Source organism: Gynuella sunshinyii YC6258 (assembly GCF_000940805.1).
Classification (GTDB): domain Bacteria; phylum Pseudomonadota; class Gammaproteobacteria; order Pseudomonadales; family Natronospirillaceae; genus Gynuella; species Gynuella sunshinyii.
Map to the genome: position 1 here is coordinate 1,072,924 of NZ_CP007142.1, position 21,351 is coordinate 1,094,274.

21 protein-coding genes are annotated in these 21,351 nt (G+C 50.2%); 9 read left to right on the forward strand and 12 right to left on the reverse strand.

Annotation, left to right across the window (positions count from 1 at the left end; genetic code table 11):
• Positions 1-24: 24 nt before the first annotated feature.
• Positions 25-480, reverse strand: a complete 456-nt coding sequence (dut, locus tag YC6258_RS04750) for a dUTP diphosphatase (RefSeq protein ID WP_044616027.1) — start codon at positions 478-480, stop codon at positions 25-27.
• The gene (gene coaBC, locus YC6258_RS04755; protein ID WP_044619733.1) at positions 461-1,714 is read right to left on the reverse strand and encodes a bifunctional phosphopantothenoylcysteine decarboxylase/phosphopantothenate--cysteine ligase CoaBC; all 1,254 of its coding nucleotides are present in this window, start codon (positions 1,712-1,714) and stop codon (positions 461-463) included. Before coaBC ends, dut begins: the two co-directional genes overlap by 20 nt.
• 172 nt (positions 1,715-1,886) lie before the next feature.
• On the opposite strand from coaBC, the gene YC6258_RS04760 reads away from it, so the two are divergent.
• The 6 genes from YC6258_RS04760 (at position 1,887) to YC6258_RS04785 (ending at position 5,912) form a co-directional block, all read left to right on the forward strand.
• On the forward strand, positions 1,887-3,083 hold the full coding sequence (locus YC6258_RS04760) for an ROK family transcriptional regulator (RefSeq protein ID WP_044616028.1): 1,197 nt from the start codon (positions 1,887-1,889) through the stop codon (positions 3,081-3,083).
• Between the two features lie 78 nt (positions 3,084-3,161).
• The gene (gene radC / locus YC6258_RS04765; protein WP_044616029.1) at positions 3,162-3,836 is read left to right on the forward strand and encodes a RadC family protein; all 675 of its coding nucleotides are present in this window, start codon (positions 3,162-3,164) and stop codon (positions 3,834-3,836) included.
• 155 nt (positions 3,837-3,991) lie between these two features.
• Positions 3,992-4,228 carry a 50S ribosomal protein L28 gene (gene rpmB, locus YC6258_RS04770; RefSeq protein WP_044616030.1) on the forward strand — a complete coding sequence of 79 codons (237 nt, stop codon included), beginning with the start codon at positions 3,992-3,994 and terminating at the stop codon, positions 4,226-4,228.
• An 11-nt stretch (positions 4,229-4,239) separates the two neighbouring features.
• On the forward strand, positions 4,240-4,398 hold the full coding sequence (gene rpmG / locus YC6258_RS04775) for a 50S ribosomal protein L33 (protein WP_044616031.1): 159 nt from the start codon (positions 4,240-4,242) through the stop codon (positions 4,396-4,398).
• A 131-nt stretch (positions 4,399-4,529) separates the two neighbouring features.
• Positions 4,530-5,345, forward strand: coding sequence for a bifunctional DNA-formamidopyrimidine glycosylase/DNA-(apurinic or apyrimidinic site) lyase (mutM, locus tag YC6258_RS04780; RefSeq protein ID WP_044616032.1), 816 nt, complete (start codon positions 4,530-4,532; stop codon positions 5,343-5,345).
• A gap of 102 nt (positions 5,346-5,447) precedes the next feature.
• Positions 5,448-5,912: a protease complex subunit PrcB family protein gene (locus YC6258_RS04785; RefSeq protein WP_044616033.1), complete on the forward strand. Its 465-nt coding sequence runs from the start codon at positions 5,448-5,450 to the stop codon at positions 5,910-5,912.
• 45 nt (positions 5,913-5,957) lie between these two features.
• Here YC6258_RS04785 and YC6258_RS04790 read toward each other — a convergent pair whose 3' ends face one another.
• From YC6258_RS04790 to lptM, 5 genes are all read right to left on the reverse strand, one after another.
• Complete coding sequence (locus YC6258_RS04790) at positions 5,958-7,295, reverse strand: anaerobic C4-dicarboxylate transporter (protein WP_044616034.1); 1,338 nt, start codon at positions 7,293-7,295, stop codon at positions 5,958-5,960.
• A gap of 175 nt (positions 7,296-7,470) precedes the next feature.
• Positions 7,471-8,145 (reverse strand): DUF484 family protein, encoded by a 675-nt coding sequence (locus YC6258_RS04795; RefSeq protein WP_044616035.1) that lies wholly within the window; start codon positions 8,143-8,145, stop codon positions 7,471-7,473.
• Entirely contained in the window at positions 8,121-8,951 is an 831-nt protein-coding gene (gene dapF, locus YC6258_RS04800; RefSeq protein WP_245627061.1) for a diaminopimelate epimerase, read from the reverse strand. The genes YC6258_RS04795 and dapF overlap by 25 nt, the downstream gene beginning before the upstream one ends.
• Before the next feature lie 64 nt (positions 8,952-9,015).
• Positions 9,016-10,260, reverse strand: coding sequence for a diaminopimelate decarboxylase (lysA, locus tag YC6258_RS04805; protein ID WP_044616037.1), 1,245 nt, complete (start codon positions 10,258-10,260; stop codon positions 9,016-9,018).
• Between the two features lie 10 nt (positions 10,261-10,270).
• Positions 10,271-10,402, reverse strand: a complete 132-nt coding sequence (gene lptM, locus YC6258_RS27935; RefSeq protein WP_082070562.1) for an LPS translocon maturation chaperone LptM — start codon at positions 10,400-10,402, stop codon at positions 10,271-10,273.
• A gap of 170 nt (positions 10,403-10,572) precedes the next feature.
• On the opposite strand from lptM, the gene YC6258_RS04810 reads away from it, so the two are divergent.
• Positions 10,573-13,203 (forward strand): DUF2339 domain-containing protein, encoded by a 2,631-nt coding sequence (locus YC6258_RS04810; protein ID WP_044616038.1) that lies wholly within the window; start codon positions 10,573-10,575, stop codon positions 13,201-13,203.
• 87 nt (positions 13,204-13,290) lie between these two features.
• Positions 13,291-13,815: a hypothetical protein gene (locus tag YC6258_RS04815; protein ID WP_044616039.1), complete on the forward strand. Its 525-nt coding sequence runs from the start codon at positions 13,291-13,293 to the stop codon at positions 13,813-13,815.
• A gap of 1 nt (position 13,816) precedes the next feature.
• Here YC6258_RS04815 and YC6258_RS04820 read toward each other — a convergent pair whose 3' ends face one another.
• Together YC6258_RS04820 and YC6258_RS04825 are read right to left on the reverse strand one after the other, a co-directional pair.
• Entirely contained in the window at positions 13,817-14,599 is a 783-nt protein-coding gene (locus YC6258_RS04820; RefSeq protein ID WP_044616040.1) for an alpha/beta fold hydrolase, read from the reverse strand.
• A gap of 46 nt (positions 14,600-14,645) precedes the next feature.
• A complete protein-coding gene (locus YC6258_RS04825) occupies positions 14,646-15,560 on the reverse strand; it encodes a homoserine kinase (protein ID WP_044619734.1) in 915 nt (304 codons plus the stop codon).
• 48 nt (positions 15,561-15,608) lie between these two features.
• On the opposite strand from YC6258_RS04825, the gene polA reads away from it, so the two are divergent.
• Positions 15,609-18,428 carry a DNA polymerase I gene (polA, locus tag YC6258_RS04830; RefSeq protein WP_044616041.1) on the forward strand — a complete coding sequence of 940 codons (2,820 nt, stop codon included), beginning with the start codon at positions 15,609-15,611 and terminating at the stop codon, positions 18,426-18,428.
• Between the two features lie 89 nt (positions 18,429-18,517).
• Here the strand turns inward: polA and YC6258_RS04835 are convergent, their stop codons facing one another.
• From YC6258_RS04835 to YC6258_RS04845, 3 genes are all read right to left on the reverse strand, one after another.
• Positions 18,518-18,862 carry an H-type lectin domain-containing protein gene (locus tag YC6258_RS04835; RefSeq protein ID WP_052830063.1) on the reverse strand — a complete coding sequence of 115 codons (345 nt, stop codon included), beginning with the start codon at positions 18,860-18,862 and terminating at the stop codon, positions 18,518-18,520.
• Positions 18,863-19,127: 265 nt separating this feature from the next.
• A complete protein-coding gene (locus tag YC6258_RS04840) occupies positions 19,128-20,282 on the reverse strand; it encodes a Gfo/Idh/MocA family protein (RefSeq protein WP_245627009.1) in 1,155 nt (384 codons plus the stop codon).
• A 2-nt stretch (positions 20,283-20,284) separates the two neighbouring features.
• Complete coding sequence (locus YC6258_RS04845; RefSeq protein ID WP_044616042.1) at positions 20,285-21,346, reverse strand: sugar phosphate isomerase/epimerase family protein; 1,062 nt, start codon at positions 21,344-21,346, stop codon at positions 20,285-20,287.
• Positions 21,347-21,351 lie beyond the last annotated feature (5 nt).

Sequence of the window (21,351 nt, forward strand, 5' to 3'; positions counted from 1 at the left end):
GCTCTGAGCATGTTTCAGTTCTGGTTAGTGTTTACCAGTAGAGCCGAAACCGCCAGCGCCACGATCAGAATCATCAAAATCAGTCACAATTTCAAACTCTGTCTGTACCACCGGTACGATAATCAATTGCGCAATTCTCTCGCCAACTACAATTTCAAAGGCCTTGTTACCGCGATTCCAGCAACTGACCATGAGTTCTCCCTGATAGTCAGAATCGATCAGGCCGACCAGATTCCCCAGCACGATACCATGTTTATGACCTAATCCAGAGCGTGGCAATATCATGGCGGCATAACCAGGATCGGCGATGTGAATAGCCAGGCCGGTGGGAATCAGGATCGTTTCTCCAGGCTGAATGACTTGATCATGTCGCAGAGCAGCCCTCAGGTCCAATCCGGCAGAACCGCTTGTTGCATAATGCGGAAGCGGAATTTCACCGCCGATACGCTCGTCGAGTACTTTAACTTGTAGAGACTTCATTGTTTTCCTTTAAGTCAGATGAATTGAGTTGCCAGTGTTCCGCCATAAAAGAGATCAGTTGCCGCGCGATGTCTGTTTTCAGGCTGGGGCCGATTTCGGTACGCGACTCCCCGGTCAGTATAGTCACTTTATTATGGTTGCTGCCAAAACCAAGACCGGCGACGGAAATATCATTGATAACGATCATGTCGAGTTGCTTGCGAATTCTTTTTTCCGCACCGTATTTTTCAGCATCCCGGCTTTCTGCTGCGAATCCGACCACTCTGGCCGGACGTTTGCTGCCCAACGCGGCAACTTGAGCAACAATGTCCGGATTCTGCACCAGATGTAAATCCATGACTGCTGATGTGGAGGTTTTCTTGAGTTTGTGCGGATGAACAGTATCCGGACGAAAGTCTGCGACAGCGGCAGTGGCGATGAAAATGTCCGCATGACAACTGTGCTCCAGAGCCGCATCAGCCATCTCAATCGCGGTGGTTACATTGATCATTCTGGCACCAGCGGGTGATGGCAAGGCAACCGGACCGGAAATCAGAGTGACCTCTGCACCGGCAGCCAGGGCGGCGGCGGCTATGGCATAACCCATTTTGCCCGAACTGTGATTGGAGATATAACGCACGGGATCAATGGGTTCTTGCGTTGGGCCGGCGGTGATCACGACTTTTTTCCCCGCCAGCAGAGGAGAGGAAAAAGCATTTATCCGGTTCACAATCTCAGCTGGTTCCAGCATTCTTCCAGGGCCGGTATCACCACATGCCTGCTCGCCACTGTCCGGTCCCAAAATGGTAACATCCGCTCGCAAATCCAACAGTGTTTGCAGGTTTTTCTGGGTCATTGGATTGCTGTACATGGCCTGGTTCATTGCCGGGGCCAGGAAGATCGGTCCATTGAAAGCCAGCATAACCGTAGAAAGCAGATCATTGGCCATGCCGGTGGCCATGCGGGCGATGAAATCTGCGCTTGCCGGGGCCACAATCACACACGTAGCCCAACGAGCCAGTTCGATATGGCCCATACCCAGCTCAGCCTGCTCATCCAATAGGGAGGTCCTGACGGCTTTGCCGGACAATGCTTGTAATGTCAGTGGCGTGATAAAAGCTTCTGCAGCTGGAGTCATAACTACTTGAACCTCAGCACCACGTTTAATTAGCAGGCGTACCAATTCGGCTGACTTATAAGCAGCAATGCCACCGGTAATGCCAACCAGTATTCGTTCATTCGCGAGAGAATTCATGGGTTCGATCATCTGAAACAGATTTTCCGGAAGGTTAACTTAACCGTGCTCACGTGTCATGGTTATCCATATGAACAGTCGTGCTATTCTTTTCACAGGTTTGAAGTTTATGCTTCTTGGCTATGCTTTCCAGGAGATTCTAATATTGACGCTAGAGGTTTGATACCCGCGCATGAGTACAAAAATATCCAATACTGAGAAAATCAGGCAGGTTAATCGGAACGATATCATAAATGCCTTGCGCCAGGCCGGACCGATGGCCCGCATCGATCTTGGTAATTATCTTGGTTTGAGTCCTTCCACTGTTACGACCATCACTGCCCAGTTGCAACAGTCTGGTCTTATCTATGAATTGGCTGATCAGGACAAGGATTCCGGAGTCAGAGGCCGCCCGAGAGTGGCTATTGATTTGAACCCGAAGGCAGCCTGTGTGATCGCTATAAAACTCTCTATCAATGAATTGCAATTTGAGTTGGGAGACTATAAAGGCAATATCCACTTTCAGCGGACCCGGCATCTTAATACACGCAAACTTTCCGGTGATATGCTGATTGAAATTCTGAAAACCGAAGTGACTTCCATTATTGATACGCATGGCCACGAATATGAACAATTTCGGGCCATCGGTATTGCGGTGCAGGGATTTGTTGACAGCAACAGTGGAACCATCGTCTGGAGCCCTGCACTGGGCTTTCGCCACATGGATCTGGCAACACCATTATCGGACGCTTTTTCCGTTCCTGTCGTTGTCGCCAACGATACCGATTGTATCGGTGTTGCCGTTCAACAGAGCCCACAATACAAAGATGTTAAAAGTATGGCGGTTATCATGATCAATTACGGCGTGGGTATGTGCCTGATCATGAACGGAGAACTGTACCTTGGGGGTGTTGGTGCTGTTGCCGAATTCGGGCATACGAAATTTTCTCATGAAGGGCCTCAATGCCGGTGTGGCAAACGTGGCTGCATCGAAGCCTATGTCAGTGACTATGCCATTTATCGGGACGCCTGCCTGATGATGGAATTGCCTGAGACCGATGTCATGCACCCTTCCGAACAGCAAATGCAGGATCTGGCCGAACGGGCGCGTCAGGGTGACGAAAAAATACGACGTCTATATGCAGATGCCGGCAGAGTACTTGGTGTGGGGATTGGAAACCTGCTTGCGTTGCTGGGACCGGAAAAAATCATTCTGACCGGTTCGGGTATCAGAACCTATGATTTGATGGAATCCGGAATTTTCGCCGGCGTCAGGGACTCATTTGTTGAAGACCTGATCGCTGGTACAGTCATAGAAACTCTACCCTGGCAGGAGGATCTGACCAGCAAGGGCGTGGTCATTCAGGCGCTGTCGTATTCCGAGGTCTGACAGACGAGTGGTTTTTTCTTGATACTGTTTTTATATACAGTATATTATTGCAAAAAACCTTGTAACAGGGAGAGTTGAGTGACCATTCGTGACTGGCCTGAAAATGAACGTCCGCGGGAGAAATTACTGGCTCGCGGGGCAGCAGCGTTATCTGATGCAGAATTGCTGGCCATATTTCTGCGTACCGGGGTTAAAGGCTTGTCCGCAGTGGACTTGTCCCGACAACTGTTAAACGGATTTGGCGGTCTGCGGGTGTTGATGGGAGCTGATCAGCAGCAGTTCTGTTCTCATAAGGGGTTGGGGCAGGCCAAGTACGTGCAGTTGCAGGCAGTACTGGAAATGGCCCGCAGGCATGCAGGAGAGATGTTGCAGCGGGAAGATGTATTCGATTCCACTGATGCTACCCGAACCTACCTTCTACACCACCTGAGAGACACTCCCCATGAGGAATTTCATGTATTGTTTCTGGACAATCAACATCGGTTGCTGAAGCATCAGTGTCTGTTTACCGGAACGCTTGATGGGGCCAGTGTTTATCCGCGTGAGGTCGTGAAGCGGGTATTGTCTCACAATGCAGCCGCAGTGATTTTCGCTCATAATCATCCTTCAGGTGTTGCAGAACCCAGTCCTGCGGATATTGCCATTACCCGTCGCCTGAAAGAGGCTTTGGCTTTGGTGGACGTGAGGGTTTTGGATCACCAGATCATTGGTGATGGGTATGTAACCTCGCTGGCACAGAAGGGGTTATTGTAATGCTGGTGCGGCATTGTCTAAAAAAATAACAGTTTCTAAGTAATTACGCTTGCCGGCACTACGGTGTTCTGGTATAAATCCGCACCCTAATTTCGGGTGCCCGGCAGATATAAATCTGACGAGTGCTGAATATTTTCATCGGAGGCGATAGAAAGATGTCACGAGTTTGTCAAGTTACAGGTAAGCGTCCAGCTGTCGGTAACAACGTATCTCATTCAAACATCAAGACAAAGCGTCGCTTTCTACCTAATTTGCATACACATCGCTTCTGGGTAGAAAGTGAGAATCGTTTTGTAAAACTGCGGGTTTCATCAAAAGGCATGCGCATCATCGATAAGAAAGGTATCGATGCTGTACTGGCTGATGTACGTGCCCGTGGCGACAAAATTTAAGGAGCTGAAATATGCCACGCGATAAGATTAAACTGGTTTCCAGTGCTGGCACTGGCTACTTCTACACTACGGACAAAAACAAGCGTACTACACCAGACAAGCTGGTTTTCAAAAAGTACGATCCTGTTGTTCGTAAGCACGTTGAATTCAAAGAAGCCAAAATCAAGTAATTGATTCAATGGCATAAAAACCCGGTTCGCCGGGTTTTTTTTCGTCTATTGAAAACTCATGGACATAATTTTCTGCGTCGTTAACATGGCTTCTAACAAGTATCGTTTTTGTCTACTGAAAAGCTGTTCTCATGCCTGAATTACCCGAAGTTGAAACCACTCGTCGTGGACTGGAGCCGCATATCGTTGGGCAGCAGGTTCTTGCTGTTGTCATACGTAATGCTGCATTGCGCTGGCCTGTTCCGACGGAATTACCTTCCTGGTTAGAAGGGCAGCGGTTGTTGCGGATCGAGCGAAGAGCGAAGTATTTGCTGTTTCGTTTTGAGCAGGGAACCGTTCTGGCTCATCTTGGTATGTCCGGATCCATGCGAATTCTGAGTCAGCCGATGCCGCCTGAAGTTCATGATCATGTGGAGCTGAGTTTTGGTAATGGTTCAGTGCTTCGGTACAACGATCCCCGCAGATTTGGTGCCTGGTTATATTATCAGGAGCCCGATGAAGAACATTTTCTGTTAAACAGGTTAGGGCCGGAACCGTTGTCGGAAGCATTCGATGGTGATCGGCTGTTTGCTTTGTCACGTAAGAAAAAACAGGCGGTCAAACTGTTTTTAATGGATAACCATGTGGTGGTTGGCGTTGGCAATATTTATGCGAATGAAGCGCTGTTCCGTGCGGGAATCCGGCCGGCAGTAGCGGCCGGGCGAATTACCAGGAGCAGATATCAGTTGCTTGCACAAGCGGTGAAAACCGTTCTGCAACAAGCCATTGTCAGTGGTGGTACCACCCTGAAAGACTTTGTGAACTCTGATGGCAAACCAGGTTACTTTGCACAACAGTTAAATGTTTATGGTCGCGGGTCTTTGCCATGTAAACAATGCGCTCAACTGCTAAAGGAAATTCGATTAGGGGGAAGGACCAGTGTCTATTGCCCTCAATGTCAACAGTAGTGTTATTGATAAAACCTGGCTGACCGCTCTAAAAGATGATGGTCATGAATGACCACGGTTTATATCCTTGCATACCCCACACACAAGCATAAAGGAATAGATATGAAAGCAACAATTGCTCTGGCCCTGACACTAGAGGCTTCCATGATGTTCTCCGGCTGTGATGCTGAAGCCGATACGCTGGCGGGTAATGTCGAAGTACTGCACCAGGGAACGTATATCAATAGTGGCGTGTACACTTCCAAAACACTCAGGGTATTCGAAGATCAGGAAAGTTATAAAGCCGCCTTGCTGAGTTATACAAATGATGATGCCCAGCTGATCGATTTTACGACTCACAAGGTGGTATTGGTTGATATCGGCCAGAAAAATACGGGTGGTTACAGTGTCAATGTTACTGATACGGAATCCGAAGAGGGTTATCTGAAAGTAACGGCTGTCACATCGGTACCCGGCAAGGGCTGTATGGTGACATCGGCGCTGACCAATCCATACGTTTTTGTATCGATCAATACGACTCAGGATATTTTGTTTACTGAAACGCTGAAGATCGAAGATTGCGAGTAATTTTGAAGGGCAGGACAAGGCAATGGCCTTGTCCTGTGGTATGAATCAGGCGCCAATAATGACTTTGGCCCAGAAATAGCCAAATATGCAGGATGTGATTACCGAAATCAGCCCTGGTGCCATGAAGCTGTGATTCAATAAGTATTTACCGATTTTGGTAGTACCGGAACGGTCAAAGTTCATCGATGCAATATCCGATGGATAGTTCGGGATGAAGAAATAACCATACACAGATGGCAGGATACCCACCAGAACGGTCACCGGAATACCCAGAGAGAAGCCGAGAGGCATGACTGCCAGTACGGTACCGCCTTGAGTGTTAATCAACACAGACACCCCGAATAATGCAAATGCAAATGCCCATGGTGCGCCCTGTACCATCGTATTGATGCCACTTTTCATAGAGCTGATGTGAGTGCTGAAATAGGTGTCAGACAGCCAGGCGATCCCGTAAATGGCCACCACCGCGACCATCCCGGCCTGCCACACGGAGCCGGCAACAATATCTTTGGGTTTGATTTTGCAAACCAGCAGGATCAGGCCGCCAGCACAGAGCATGACAATCTGAATGACCAGACTCATGGATAACGGTTTGGCCTTTTCTCCGAACTTGGGCAGTAATTCAGGAAAGCTTGCGAGTAAGCCGATAACCACCAGTGCGGCGAAGAACATCAGTACAGAGGTTTTGGCTGACTTAGGAAGTTCTTTGTTCATCAAAGTCGCAGTTTCACCAAACATATAATGCTTTAACTCAGGATCCTGAAGCCGTTTCTGGTATTCCGGGTCCTTGTCCAGATCCAGGCCGCGACGATTGGAGTAAAGAGCAGCAAAGAACAGACCCAGCATACAGGATGGAATCGTGACAGACAGGATCTGAAGGATAGAGACGCCAAAACCATTGTCAGCAGTCATGGTGGCAAACGACACTACCGCAGCGGCAATCGGTGAGCAGGTAATCCCGACTTGAGAGGCAATGGAGGAAACCGCAACCGGACGTTCCGGACGAATGCCTTTTTTCAGGGCGATGTCGGCGATGATTGGGGTCAGGGTGTATACCACATGTCCGGTGCCGCACAAGACTGTCAGGAAAAATGTGCAATAAGGTGCCAGAAATGTGATTCGGTTAGGATGTCTGCGCAACAGCTTCTCTGCGATCTGAATTAGAAAATCCATGCCTCCGGAAGCCTGGAGAATCCCTGCTGTCGTGACTGCTGCAATAATAATGTATATGACCGTTGTTGGCGGTGTTCCCGGTTTCATTTGAAAACCGAACACCAGAATTGCCAGGCCAATACCACTGATGACGCCAAGGGCGATACCACCATAGCGGGCACCCACATATAAGCAGGTTAGGACGATAAACAGTTCAATCCATGGGATCATAAATACCTCTCAAGGCTAGGCTGTAAGAACAAGGGGCGTACAGGTAAAAACAGATAAGTAATAAATCCGCTTATTGTCATTGTCGAATGAGTTGATGTTAGAAAAGTTGATACAACTCATTCTAACCCCAACCACATGACAAGTTCGTGGTTGGGGGTTGATAAATATCAATTCATCATTGATTGCTGAGGTGTGCAAGAACGCGGGCGGTAACGTCGCTAAGATAAGTCAGGAATAAAGTATCCATGCTATTACGGAAGTAATCCTTCTGAGTGCTGCCAAGTACTAATAAACCATAACACTGATCATAGTGTATGGAAGCCATGGCCAGGCTTTGGCTCTGAGTGTCGGGGCCGAGTAGTAACTGGGTTAGTGGTTGGTCAAATGTACCACATACGGCTTTTGACTGACTTAGCAGGTCATTATGGGTTCCAAGGGTTTCGGCTTCTGGTAGTGGAGCGATCCATGGTGCATGAGTTGTTCCCGGAGTGGATAACAATAGCCTGACTTCATCGACGTTGAAGTGGCGAGTCAGATGCAGGTGCAGCTGCTCTGCCAATTGAGGTAGTGAGCTAACCACCATGAGCTCCAGTACCAGACTGCGCAGACGGTTGAACAGCCGGTCATTTTCATGGGCATGACTGATTAAGGTTTCCAGTCGCTGGTTAAGTTCCGCAATGTCCTCTCTGAGTAATGCATTTTGCCGTTCAAGTAATGAGACTGCTTTACCGGACACATGAGGAATACGCATGCTGCGAAGCAACTTTTCACGCCCGTGAAAAAATCGGGGATTTAAGCTTAAAAAGCGTTCAATATCTTCTTCAGTCAGTTGTGTGTTGGGTTGTTCCAAGGGATATAACCTTCAAATACCTTTGTCGCTGGGCCGGTCATTAGAACAGAGCCATCGCCGGACCAGGAGATTTCCAGATCGCCACCTAACAAGTGCAGAGTGACATTTGTATCAAACAATCCTCGCAGGCGTCCGGCAACCATTGCCGCACAAGCTCCGGTGCCACAGGCCAGAGTTTCGCCCACGCCTCTTTCGAATACCCGTAGACGACCTTCATGACGGTTCAATATCTGCAAAAAACCAACGTTACAACGTTTTGGAAATGCATCGTGGTTTTCCACCAATGGACCAAGCGCCTGAACCGGAGCTTTGTCCACGTCATTGACCAGTATGACACAATGGGGGTTACCCATGGAGACTGCGGATATTTCCAGTGCCGGTTCATGCTCGCTGATCAGCAGTGGATAGACAGAATGCTGCTCATTGGCAATAAATGGAATGTGCTCAGGTTGCAGTTGCGGCCTGCCCATATCCACTGTTACGGTATTATCGTCATGAACATGCAATTCCAGCGTACCCTTTTGAATTGCCACCCGGATGACGCGCTTGTGGGTGAGCCCCTGATCCAGAACGAAACGGGCAAAACATCTGGCACCATTTCCACAGTGTTCCACCTCGTCACCATCAGCATTAAAAATACGGTAACGGAAATCGACGTTGGGTTCGGCAGGCGGTTCCACCAATAACAACTGATCGAAGCCGATACCAAAATTGCGATCGGCCCAGCGTTGAATCTGCGCCGCTGTCAGGTGCACATCCTGAGTAACACCATCAATGACCATGAAGTCATTGCCAAGACCATGCATTTTGGTAAATCGCAGGGTTTTCTTGCCTGCGCTGCTACTGTCGGGAGCCAAAATCATATTTTCCTTATTCGATCAGATATTCATGAGCAATCAGGTCAGCAAAAATTTCACGGCGGCGAACGACGTGTGTCTGTTGGCCATCGACCAGTATTTCCGCCACCCGAGGGCGGGAATTATAATTGGATGCCATGGTAAAACCATAGGCGCCGGAGTCCATAATTGCCAGAATGTCACCCTGTTCTATGACCAGTTGACGACCTTTTGCAAGAAAATCTGTGGTTTCGCAGATGGGGCCGACGATATCCCAGGTATGACTGGTGCCAGTGCGCAATTGCAACGGTTTGACATCCTGCCAGGCTTGATAAAGCGATGGGCGGATCAGATCATTCATGGCGCCATCAACAATAGCAAAATTATGCTCATCGTTTTGTTTAAGGTACTCAACCCGGGTCAGCAGCACCCCTGCATTGGCGACAATGGATCGCCCGGGCTCCATGATCAGTGTCAGGGCACGCGCTCCCAGACGGGAGACAATTTGCTGTACATAGTCTGTCAGTGAGACAACCGGTTCATCCTGTTGATACTGCACACCGACACCGCCACCGAGATCCAAATGTCTGATCTGAATGCCTTTGCCGGCGAGACGATCAATCAGTGCCAGCAGCCGGTCAAGTGCGTCCAGAAACGGAGTGACATCGGTAATCTGTGAACCAATGTGGCAGTCCACACCAATGACGTTGATGTGCGCCAGACTCGCTGCCAGGGCGTACACCTGTTCCGCTGAGTTGATGTCGATACCGAATTTGTTCTGCTTCAGACCGGTTGAAATATACGGATGGGTTTTGGCATCCACGTCAGGGTTTACCCGGATCGAAACCGGTGCCTGCATATCCATGGTGCCGGCGACTTCATTGATGCGCTGAAGTTCGGCCACTGATTCAACATTGAAGCAGTGAATACCCACTTCCAATGCGCGGCGAATCTCATCGACCTGCTTGCCGACACCGGAAAACACGACTTTGGATGGATCACCTCCGGCGGTCAGCACGCGCTCAAGCTCACCGACACTGACAATATCAAAGCCGGATCCCAGACGGGCCAGCAGATTCAGAACTCCGATATTGGAATTGGCCTTGACTGCATAACAAACCATGCCGTGATCTTTCAATGCATCTGCATAACCGTGCCACGCGGTTTCGATAGCCTGACGGGAATACACATATAGTGGCGTGCCATGTTGAGCAGCAACCTCCGTGAGTGGCAGCTCTTCGATATACAGTTCATTATCTCGGTATTGGAATGGGTTCATTTAGCGTCGTTCACTTTTGTCCAGTATCGGTTGATTCAGGGTTTGGGGCCGGAAGATATAGCGGACCTTTCTGCCCGCAGGCAGTCAACAGAAACAGGCTGAGCAGGCACAGTGCGAACAGGTATTTGGTCCGTATGATCATAAGGATTTCTCTTGCCAGTGTTAATGCAAACAAGTGTTTACGGTTTTGGGTCAATTATCTGGTGAAACCGGAATGGGCATTCTAACTGAACAACCGGCATCGATGTAGGTTACTTGGCAATTCCGGTTAATAATATATTCTGACAGACCGTTTGATGGTGGGAGAGATTCATGGAAGTACTGGGCATTCTGGGAGTATTGATTGCGCTGTTTTTGCTCATAGGGGCGGTGCTCGGCTGGGTGGCTCTGTTGAAAGTCAACTCAAGTGCTCATCGGATACGGGCTCTGGAAAAACGTCTGGCGGAACTGACGGGTCAGCAGGTGGTGACGTCACAGCGGCCTGACTGGGTTAAACCTGAGAGGTCGGATGCGGAGCCATTACCGCCGATTGATACCCCTGAGTATTATCCGGAATCTCAACCTGAGACATTATCTGAGCCCTTACCGCAAGCGGTTGGCAGTCACGAGACTCCGGTGGATATTGAGCCTGCTGCCCGGCCCGCCTGGCTGGAAAAGGCCAAGTCCATGTGGATGGTCTGGCTCGGTGGTGCCAGCATCGGTCTGGCCGGTATTTTCCTGGTTAAATATTCGATTGATCAGGGATTGCTGGGGCCGCTGGCCCGCGTCATCGTAGGTCTGATTTCGGGAGTGGGACTGCATCTGGCGGCTGAGTTCTGGCGCCGCAAGGCATCCCATCATTATGCGTCGATACCCGCGTTGGCGGGAGGAGCCAGTATTACCCTTTTTGCCGCCCTGCTGGCGGCACTGCATCTTTATCAGTTATGGCCACCGATGGTGGTGTTTACCGGCCTGGTAATCGTTTCGATGGCAACCATGTTGCTGGCATTGGTGCAAGGACCGGTGTTGGCGATTATTGGTATTTTGGGGGCTTTTGCTGTGCCGGTACTGGTCAGCACCGGAAGTCACAATGTCAATGGTGCCTTAATCTACAGCCTGATTGTTGCCACATCAGCGTTTGCGTTGATGCACTGGGTTTATCGTCCCTGGTTGTGGTTGGGTACACTGGCTGGTGCGGGGCTCTGGTTTGTGGTTGGACTGCTGCCGCAGATGCAGAATCCTGGCTGGCTGGGCATCTATCTCACGATCTTTGCTTATTTGATGGCGGCCCTGAAAGATCATAATTTTCTGTTACAACGCACCCTGCAACCATTATTGATTGAGACCACAGATCCCCTTCTCAAACGTCTCGATATGCGCGTTATGACGTTGCTGTTATTGCTGATCGGTCAGAGTGTTGCATTGGTGTTGCAGCCCGATTGGTCTTATGGCTGGTTCAACTGGTTGCCTCTGCTGGTGATTCTGTTTGTGTTGACGCGGAATAATCCCGGTTTCAGCTGGCTGCCATGGCTGGCGTTACTGACTCAGGCGGCTGCATTTTTGGTGGCGATCTGGATGCGTGCTCTCTGGTATGAATCCGGCCAATATCTGAATACGGCACCTCCGGGTTATCTGATCATGATACTGCTTGAAGCGCTGGTGTTTTTTCTGTTCTCCCTGTGGAATCAGACGCGAGCTGTACATATAGGCCGGTCGGCGTCATTGACCTGGCTGTCGCCGGTGATCTGGATGGCCGTCTGTTATGCCACAGTGTTTGAGATTCATGGCAGCTGGGGCTGGTTTGTCATGGCGTTGCTGTTGGGATTGTCGCTCATGGGGTATGTCGGATTGCGGGTCAGATCCGGTGATATTGGGGTGAACACTGCATGGCTGGTGATTGCGGCTCATGCGGCTTATTCCATTGCTGTAGTGATTCTGTTTTCCCAGGCCTCATTAACTCTGGCACTGGCGCTGCAGGTGTTGTCACTGGTGTGGATCAGTCGGCGCTATCAACTGGAGAATGTAGAGTCTGTCGTCAAAGGCCTGCTGGCCATAGTGGTTATCAGGTTAACCATGAACCCGTGGCTACTGAGTTATCCGGATTACGCGCACTGGTCATTGTGGACATATGGCGGGTCTTTTGCGGTGATCGCAGCCGCTGCATGGCTGTGTCAGAGTGGCCAGAACATAAAACCCTGGCTGACCGCAGTGGCACTGCATTTATTGGTGCTGTTTTTGAATACAGAAATACGCTACTGGCTGTATGACGGCGTGATTTTCCAACAGGAATATTCCTTTACTGAAGCGGCTATCAATACCAGCCTCTGGGGCGCGATGGCAATTATCTATTTCTATCGCAGTCAATTTTCCGCACGACTTGCCAGAATTTATTTGATCGGTGCAAAGGTGCTTATGCTGATGGCTGTTGTCAATTTTGGTGCAATGCTAACGCTTTATAATCCGTTGTTTTCGAGCCAGCCCGTGGGGACCATTCCTGTCTTCAGTCTGTTGATCATTGCCTATGGTTTGCCCGCTTTAATCGCCTGGTTGGCCTCACGATATTTTTTTCCGGCAGTGCGCCAATACTGTTTGTTGTTTGCCGGATTCACCGGCTGGTTCTATATTTCATTAGAGATCCGCCACATTTGGCAATCGGGGGAACAACTGGTGTTCTGGCGGTTTACATCGAATGCGGAACTTTATACCTATTCTCTTGTGTGGCTGGTGATGGCCGGGCTGGCATTGATACTGGGCATTATTCGGGAAAACAAAAATATATACCGTACTGGATTGGCGTTACTTGGTCTGGTTGTTGCTAAAATTTTTCTGGTTGATATGTCCGGATTGAGCGGCTTGCTACGGGTCCTGTCTTTTATGGGACTTGGGTTGTGTTTGTTGGGACTGGCGTTTCTGCATCAGTTTTTATCAGCACGAAAGCAGGAGTCTGTGGCGGAAAAAATATAAATATTGCAGTGATGCTCATGCATGCTGCAAAAAAGGAAGGCTGATAACGGTTTTATCAGACCATTCCGGTGAAAAGGTTTGTCAGTTATGCATGCATATGGCGGAACTCATCCTCCCGTTATTCTTGATATAGAAGCATCCGCGATGGGTAGTCGGGGATTTCCAATTGAGATTGGCTACTATCAATCGGAAGGGCAATGCTATTGCGCCTTGATTCAACCGCATGCCGACTGGCATTACTGGTCGCTGGAGGCACAGGCCGTACATGGTATTGAATATTCGCGCCTGTTGCAGGCTGGAAAGCCACCACTGGAAGTGGCTCTGGAGCTTAATCAGGCTTTGGCCGGAAAAACGGTATACAGCGATGGCTGGGTAGTGGATTACCCATGGTTTCGGACATTGTACGAAGCCGCCGGTATCGATCCCTCATTTCATCTGTCAGCGCTGGAAATGATCATGAGCGAAGAACAGATCGTGATCTGGGACCAAACCAAAGCCCGTGTCATCCGGCAATTGGGGGGTACACGGCATCGCGCTTCTGCGGACGCAAAGATTGTGCAGAAAACCTGGTTAGAAACATTTTTACTGACAGGACACGAGCAAGTCTCCTGATTTACAACTCATCCTTTATGGCTGTGAGCCATTCCTGTATCAGCGCGGTAATAATGGGTTTTTTTTCTTCCAACCAGTGTCCGGCACGATCCAGAGCCGCGAATGTGGCTCTTGGATAACGGTTGCATAATTGTCCGGCTTGTTGGTAGCCGACCACATGGTCCTGTTTGCCGGCGATACATAATACGGGTCGGGTATATTGTTCCGCGTCTTTGTCAGGATCGAATGAAACACGGTAATTTTCTGGCAAGAAAAGTTTATCGAGCAGCCGGATGTTGGCTTCGTTGAAAGTGGGTGATGGTGCGGCTCTTAAAAATTGCAGCAACGAGCGGGTTCGCATGGGGGTTTCCATATACATGCTTTCCAGCGGTGACAGGGTTTCCTGCTGTAATTCATCTTTGAGGGTAATCAGTTCCGGCAATATCCGTTGTTCATACGGTAATGTGATGACCGGTGCCAGCATGGCAAAGCCCATGGACTGTTGCTGCAGTTCCATTGACAGGCAGCGCACCATGAACGCGCCCATGGAGAAACCCATGGCTGCGAACGGCTCGCCACCCGTCAGTTTTTTGATTTTCTCCAACATGATCTGAAAATACTGATCGATATTTTCCAGATTATGATAGCCGGTGGTGCCACCGTGTCCCGGTGGGTCGAGATAAATACGTTGAAACCCGGAATCCTTTAGCATTGGCTCGTAACAATATGCCATGAATGCTGAATCACCGGTCCAGCCGGGAACAATGATCAATGGCTGACCTTTGCCTTTGACGATGGTATGCATAGGATGTCCTTCTATGATCGGGCCCGGTATTCCGGTATTGACCGACTTATAGGATTTTCAATAAGGCTTTCATTTCATTGGGTGATTTTACCGTCACCTGCTCAAGCTGCCGGTCTTTCAGATCGTTCCAGGCCAGCGTGCGCGATAACCAGAACCGGCAGACCGCCAGTTTTCGCATCAGCACCATGGCCCGCCTTTCATCTGCGGTCAACCGGCGTTTGCTCTGATAACTGTGAATCATGGCATCGATCCGGTTCTGATCAAACGTCAACCCATGCCGGCACCAGTCATTGATCATAATGGCAAGATCCAGCAACAGATAATCGTTGCAAGCAAAATACCAGTCTATGACGCCACTCAGATGATCATCCTTAAACAGCGCGTTGTCATGAAACAGATCGGCGTGAATGATACCTGTTGGCAGGTCCATGTCGTTTAGCTGTTCAAGTTGATCCAGGGTTTTGTTAAACAACTCGTGGTCTTCGGTTTCCATCCAGTGCTGGTATTGGCGGTGTGCCATCAGCCAGTTGAGCCCGAACGGATTACGTCGCTCGATGCTCAGCTCCTGGACCGCAGTGTGAAACTCACCCATGGCACGACCCATTTGTGAACAATGATCCTGGCTTGGCACCACGACGTGGCGACCTGCGAGTTTTTCAAACAGGACCGCCGGCTTGTCCGCCAGCACCTGAAGTGCATCACCGGCTTTGTCGTGCATCGGCTGGGCGATTTTGCAGTTTCTGGCCTTAAGGTGATCGCCGAGGTTCAGAAAAAAGGGAAGTTCCCGATCTGTCAGGTTTTCAAACAAAGTCAGTACATACTCACCCTGGGTGGTGGTAACGAAAAAGTTGGAATTATCTGTGCCGGCTTCGATACCGCTGAAACTGATCAACTGACCCAGCGAATAACGAAACAGAAACTCATGTAACTGAGCTTCAGTAATTGGGGTGAATACACTCATTAGGTTAAGATTCTCATCTGAATCATCAAAAAATGGCAACAATAGCACATGACATCAGCAAACCCATCTGTCCCCGTCATTCTGATTGACGGTTCTTCCTATCTGTTCCGGGCCTTCCATGCCATGCCTCCGCTCACCAACTCAAAAGGTCAACCGACCGGAGCCGTGAAAGGGGTGATCAATATGGTACGCTCGATGGTACTGGAATATCCAGATAGCATCATTGCGGTTGTGTTTGACGCCAAGGGCCCTACCTTCCGCCACCAGCAGTACGCCGAATATAAAGCCAACCGGCCACCCATGCCGGATGATCTGCGGGTCCAGATCGAACCGATTCACGCCATTATCAAAGCCATGGGATTACCGTTGTTATGTGTTGAAGGGGTGGAGGCCGATGATGTCATCGGCACCTTGGCCAGACAGGCCACCGAGCAGGGCCGGGAATGCATCATTTCCACCGGTGACAAAGACATGGCGCAATTGGTCTCCGAGCATGTCCGGTTAGTGAATACCATGAAAAACGAAGTGCTGGATGTTCAGGGTGTGAACGACAAATATGGTTTTGGACCGGAGCACATGATCGATTATCTCGCGCTGATGGGGGATAAGGTCGATAACATACCTGGTGTACCGGGAGTCGGAGAAAAAACTGCACAAGCACTGATTGCCGGAATTGGCGGTCTGGACGACCTGTATGCCAACCTGGATAAAATTGCCGGGTTAACGTTTCGTGGTGCCAAGACCATGGCCAAAAAGCTCGAAGATAATAAAGAGCTGGCTTATCTCTCTCATCAGCTGGCGACCATCAAATGCGATGTGGAGCTGGACTACGCAGTCGATACGCTTCGCCACGATACTCCTGACAAAGATGCTCTGTTGAATCTGTATCTCGAACAGGAATTCAAAACCTGGGTCAACGAGCTGGGCGGTGATATGCCGGCCAAGCCAGCGGCCAATGGCCGTTCGGCGGAATCTGTTTCATCGCAGCAGACTGAAGCGGTTGAAACAGAACTGGAGTTCCCGCAGACGACACAGGCCAAGTGCGTAGCGACACAGGAAGGGCTGAAACAGCTGATTGAACAGATCTGGAGCGCCAGGCAGCTGGCGTTGGTGCCGGTCAGGGAAAAAGGTCACTATCTGCGAACCCGACTGACCGGTCTGGCGTTCTGTATGACTCCTGGTACGGCATATTACCTTCCTTTTAGTTGTCAGGCCGAAGATACACCGGTGTTGCTGGATGACCACCTGGCGCTGGAGTTATTGAAGCCGGTTCTGGAAAGTTATGACATCACCAAAATTGCGCATGATATCAAGGCATTGCGCCATGCTTTCAAACCTTATGGCATCCGGCTGGCCAATTGCAAACAGGACACCATGCTGAAAGCGTTTGTGGCGGACAGTACCATTCGCCGGGTCAGTGAACTCAGTGCTCATTTCGGTCATTTAAGCATTGATAATCTGGTGCGTCGTTATCTTAACTGGAGTCCTCAGACCATCGAAGAAGTCGCAGGCGCTACCGGGGTCAAACAAAAAACCATCGACAGCCTGCCATTGAATGAAAGCACCCGTTATCTGGCGGAGCAGGCGGATGCGGTCATGCGCATGAATATCTGGCTGGATGCCCGACTGGCTGCAACCGGCGAACTGGAGAAAGTTTACACCGGTATTGAACAGCCGCTGATTCCGGTACTGACCAGGGTAGAGGATGCCGGTGCCATGCTCAACGTGGAATATCTGCACAGTCTGACGGAAAAATTCCGTCAACGAATGGGGGTGTTGGAGCGCGAAGCTCACGAAGAAGCTGGAGAAGCGTTTAATTTAAGTTCCCCCAAACAGATCGGTGTCATTCTGTTTGAGAAGCAGGGATTGCCGGTGCTGCAAAAAACCGCGACGGGGCAGCCATCCACCAATGAAGAAGTGCTCAGCGAGCTGGCGCTGACCTATGACCTGCCCAAGCGCATACTGGAATACCGCCATCTGAACAAACTGGTGGGTACCTATACCGAACCTTTGCCAGGGCTGGTGAATCCCGATACCGGCAGAGTGCACACCAGTTACAACCAGGCCGGTGCCGCCACCGGGCGTTTTTCCTCCAACGATCCGAACCTGCAGAATATTCCCGTACGCAGTGAAGAAGGCCGTGCCATCCGGCAGGCGTTTATTGCACCGGAGGGCTATAAAATTGTTGCCGCCGATTACTCCCAGATTGAACTGCGCATCATGACCCACCTGAGTCAGGATCAGAATCTGATCAAGGCCTTTCGTGAAGGCCGAGACATTCACCGTGCCACTGCAGCAGAAGTCATGGGAGTGGCCGAAGATCAGGTCAGCAGTGAACAACGCCGTAATGCCAAGGCTATTAACTTTGGTCTGATCTATGGGATGAGCGCTTTTGGCCTGGCAAAACAATTGGGTATCGGTCGTAAAGAAGCGCAGGAATACGTGGACACCTATTTTGCCCGCTATCCCGGCGTTCGCCGTTATATGGATGAAACCCGGGCGGAAGCGTCCGAGACCGGTTATGTCGAAACCATTTTTGGCCGTCGGCTGTATCTGCCGGACATCAAAGCCAGTAAACAGATGCTGCGAAAGGCCGCCGAAAGAACGGCCATCAATGCGCCTATGCAAGGAACCGCCGCGGATATCATCAAGCGTGCCATGGTGGATGTGCAGGCCTGGCTGGGATCATCCCGGCTGGATGCGACCATGATCATGCAGGTGCATGATGAATTGATCTTTGAAGTGCCGGAGCGCAATGTTGAAGAATTTATTCACGGCGTAAAACTGCGCATGCAACACGCAGCCGATATCGACGTGCCACTGGTCGTGGATGTTGGTGTTGGTGAAAACTGGGAACAGGCACATTAGTGCCTGTTCTTATTTTTTGAACGCATAGTCCAAAACCAGTTATCTGCACGATATTGATTCGTGTTTACACCGTTTTTTATGTAAGCCTGTTATTTCCCGACAGCAATCCAGGAGACTGATTCAGTGGCGTGGCTTCCGTCTGCGCGACTGCCGCTGGCTGTATTTTGCTCATCGAAACGGATTTCAAATCCTGATTTGCTGACGTTCTGTATGCGGATGTTGGGGTCATCGCTACCGGCATAGGTGACAGTCTGCGCAACGACATCGGGAACTGCGCTGAAGGGCTCGTCAAACGTGACCAGCTGCCAGGTACTGCTGGCCCGGTCGCTATACAGTAAAATCGTTCCTGATTGGATATTAAGTGATGCTGCGAATATCCAGGAAGATGCAATAAAGGCAAGAACAGCAGCCGACAGTGTTATTATTTTTTTCATAGTAATTACCTCAGAATGAAGTTTTGATACCGAATGACAAAAAAAGACGGTTTCATTTATGTCTGCCATCGGAAGGTCGGATGCTAACAGATTTTTCGGTTGTCTTGCTGCACACTGGTACTAAAGAGCGAAGAAAAAATGATTTTGAGTCAGGCAAAAGGATCAGTTTTTTTAAATGATGGTATGTGGAAACCTGTTATTTGTTCGATGCCTGAACATTCTGATCAGGTTTCTATTGTGTCTGGTCTGAAGTTTTATTGCTGGATCATGTGTTGGCTGTTTGCATGAATTCGTTGAGCGATGTCCATACGTTCCCGCGACTGGCAGAGTTTACGGCAGCATACACAAAGGCTACGCCCTGCAGCCCGTCGTAGATGTCCGGCAATAACGAGTCGCTCTGCTGCTGGTTCAGGCAATCTGAAAATTCCCGATATAAGTTTGCAAATGCTTCGAGATAACCTTCCGGATGTCCGCCTGGTGTGCGGGTAACGCTCTTGGCCGAGTCAGATAGATAACCGGCGCCGCGGGTCAGTCGTTGAGTAGGTTCTCCAAACAGGGACAGTTCCAGTTCATTCGGGTTTTCCTGTTGCCAGCGTAACCCGCCCTGATCACCATAAATTTCAATGCTCAGGTTGTTTTCGTTACCGGGGGCAACCTGAGTGGCCCAAAGATGACCTTTGGCACCATTGTTAAAACGAATCAGCACATTGGCTTCATCATCCAGTATGCGTCCTTCCCCCCAGCACGATAAATCGGCCAAAACCGTATCTGCCTGGGCATTGATCATGAAGCAGGCCAGTTGATAAGCATGTGTACCAATATCTCCCAGGCAACCTCCCGCGCCGGCCTGGCTTTTATCTGTGCGCCATCCGGCCTGTTTATTGCCCTGCCGCTCCAGATCCGCTGTCAGCCAGTCCTGTACATAGTTGACCTGCACCGAGCGGATTTTCCCCAGGCGTCCCTGGGCAATCAGATGCCGTGCCTCGCGCACCAGGGGGTACGCAGAATAATTATGAGTCAGCAGAAAGGCCGCCGGGCTGCTTTCTGCAACCTGTTTTAATTCCAGGGCCTGTTCCATGGTGGCCGTCATGGGTTTGTCACAGATAACGTGAATACCCTGACGAAGAAAGGTAATGGCAATGTCCGCATGCAGGTGATTGGGGGTGACGATGGAAACCACCTGAATGCCGTCCTCGCGTTCACTTTCCTGTTGTGCCATGTGGTGATAGTCATCATACAAACGGTCAATATTGAGCTGCATTCCGGAGCGTCGGTTGCGTTCCGGATCGGAAGACAGCGCGGCGGCCACCAGCTGATAGTGACCGTCCAGACAGGCGGCCCAGCGATGTACCTCGCCGATAAAGGCACCTTCTCCACCGCCGACCATCCCCCAACGCAGGGGGCGAGATACTGTATGCATGATTACTTCCTCTCCAGTCCCAAAAGTTTGCGATTAGTTGCCTGATCAATGCCAGAGCCGGCAAAATCATCAAATGCCTTATCGGTGACCCGAATGATAAAGTCGCGAATATGCTGCGCTCCTTCACGGGCACCATCTTCCGGATGTTTCAGACAACATTCCCATTCCAATACCGCCCAGCCGGAAAAATCGTAAGCGGTCAGTTTGGAGAAGATAGCTTTGAAGTCCACCTGTCCATCGCCAATGGAGCGGAAACGTCCGGGACGATCCACCCAGGATTGGTAACCACCGTAAACACCGCTGCGGCCATTGGGGATCAACTCGGCATCCTTGACATGAAACATCTTGATGCGGTCATGGTAATGATCGATAAACGCCAGATAATCCAGATGCTGCAACACAAAATGGCTCGGGTCATAAAGAATATTGGCACGAGGGTGAAAATCGACTTCCTTGAGAAAACGCTCGAATGTCACGCCGTCATGTAAATCTTCACCGGGATGAATTTCAAAACACAGGTCGACACCGGCTTCATCAAACGCATCCAGAATCGGTTTCCAGCGTCGCCCCAGTTCCTCAAATGCCTGTTCAATGAGACCGGCCGGGCGTTGTGGCCAGGGATACAGATAAGGCCAGGCCAGGGATCCGGAGAACGTGGCATGGGCTTTCAGTCCGAGCCGGGCAGAGGCTTTGGCGGCCATATACATTTGTTCTGTAGCCCACTGCTGACGGGCCTCGGGGTTACCCCGGACATGCTCGTCGGCGAAACCATCAAAGGCATCGTCATATGCTGGATGGACGGCAACCAACTGACCCTGCAGATGAGTGGACAGTTCAGAAATCTGAATACCGTGTTTGGCGGCAGTGGCATTCAGGTCATCACAATAACTCTGACTTTCGGCCGCGAGGGTCAGATCCATCAGGCGGGAATCCCTTGTGGGCACCTGTACCCCTTTATACCCCAGTGATGCGGCCCACTGGCAGATGCTGTCGAATGAGTTGAAAGGTGTTTCGTCGCTGGCAAACTGGGCCAGAAAAATCGCAGGTCCTTGAATGGTGTTCATATCCT